2 protein-coding genes are annotated in these 1,064 nt (G+C 62.5%); one reads left to right on the top strand and one right to left on the bottom strand.

Annotation, left to right across the window (positions count from 1 at the left end; all coding sequences use genetic code 11):
* The coding region (locus tag RAC79_RS25600; RefSeq protein ID WP_374997698.1) for an MFS transporter at window positions 1-473 on the bottom strand (473 nt) is incomplete at its 3' end.
* A 69-nt stretch (window positions 474-542) separates the two neighbouring features.
* Here RAC79_RS25600 and RAC79_RS25595 point away from each other — a divergent pair.
* A complete protein-coding gene (locus tag RAC79_RS25595; RefSeq protein ID WP_104680358.1) occupies window positions 543-986 on the top strand; it encodes a helix-turn-helix domain-containing protein in 444 nt (147 codons plus the stop codon).
* Window positions 987-1,064 lie beyond the last annotated feature (78 nt).

The raw sequence follows: 1,064 nt of genomic DNA, 5'->3' as shown, positions 1-1,064 counted from the left end.
CCGAGCGACGGGCCAAGGGCTGTGCCGATGGCCGAGACGGTGCCGAGCAGCCCCATTGCCCGCCCTATCTGCGTCTCGCCTGTGGTCTGGCGCATCAGGGCCATGGCCAGCGTCATCAGGAATGCCGCGCCAGCGCCCTGAAACGTTCTCGCGGCGATCAGCACAGACAGGCTCGGCGCAGCGGCGCATAGCCCGGTCGCCAACGCAAACAGCACCAAGCCCAGCACGAGCATAGCCTTGGCACCCAAGCGATCCGCAAGACGGCCGGCGACAACGACGCAGACCGTCAGGCTGGCAAGATAGGCCACCGTGACGGCCTGCACCTGCGGAAGCGGTTCGGAAAACGCCCTGGCGAGATCCGGCAAGGCGATGTTGACAATGCTGGTGCCGAGCGAAGCCAGGCCAGTGGCCAGCGACAGGGCGATCGTAATGCCGGCTCGACCAGTCGGTCGGGGTGAATTGGTGGTGTCCAATGTCGTTTCCTCTTGTCGAATGATCAACTGAGGAGCAAGCTGCCACTTCAAGCCAAGTTGAGGTCAAGCATGAAATTCCTGGATATCGGTGAGGTTGCCGCGCGCACAGGGATCAAGCCGTCGGCCCTGCGCTATTACGAGGACGCTGGGCTGATCGCCTCGGTATCGCGTCACGGCCTGCGCCGGCAGTTTCCGCCCGAGGTACTGCTGCAACTCAAGCTGATCGCCATGGGGAAATCTGCGGGCTTCTCGCTGGAGGAGATCGCCGGCATGTTTGGCCGCAATGGCTTGCCGGATCTGCCCCGCGACCTGCTGCGTCGAAGGGCAGAGCACATCGATCAACAGATCGCGGAGCTGACGGCGCTGCGCGAGACACTTCGTCATATGGCCGATTGTCCGGCCCCATCGCATATGGAATGCCCCACGTTCCGAAGGCTGATCCATGGGGCCACCAAACGCGAAGTCCAGGCGAGCGATTCCCCAAAGCTGTCATTGAAAGCAGAGGAAGTATAACCACGAGAACCCGTCCGGCTACGCCCCGAGCGTGGCAATCTGCGCCGAGAGTGTGGTTCTTCAGGTTGTTTGAAGTAG

It is taken from the genome of Agrobacterium sp. LR_9, from assembly GCF_041954855.1.
GTDB classification, from domain to species: Bacteria; Pseudomonadota; Alphaproteobacteria; order Rhizobiales; family Rhizobiaceae; genus Agrobacterium; species Agrobacterium leguminum.
Note: the sequence above shows the minus strand (reverse complement) of the source record. Positions and strands in the feature narration are given on the sequence as shown.

Excerpts from the sequence above, each read along its gene's own strand:
- RAC79_RS25595 (WP_104680358.1), top strand. The coding sequence starts at position 543 with ATGAAATTCCTGGATATCGGTGAGGTTGCCGCGCGCACAGGGATCAAG.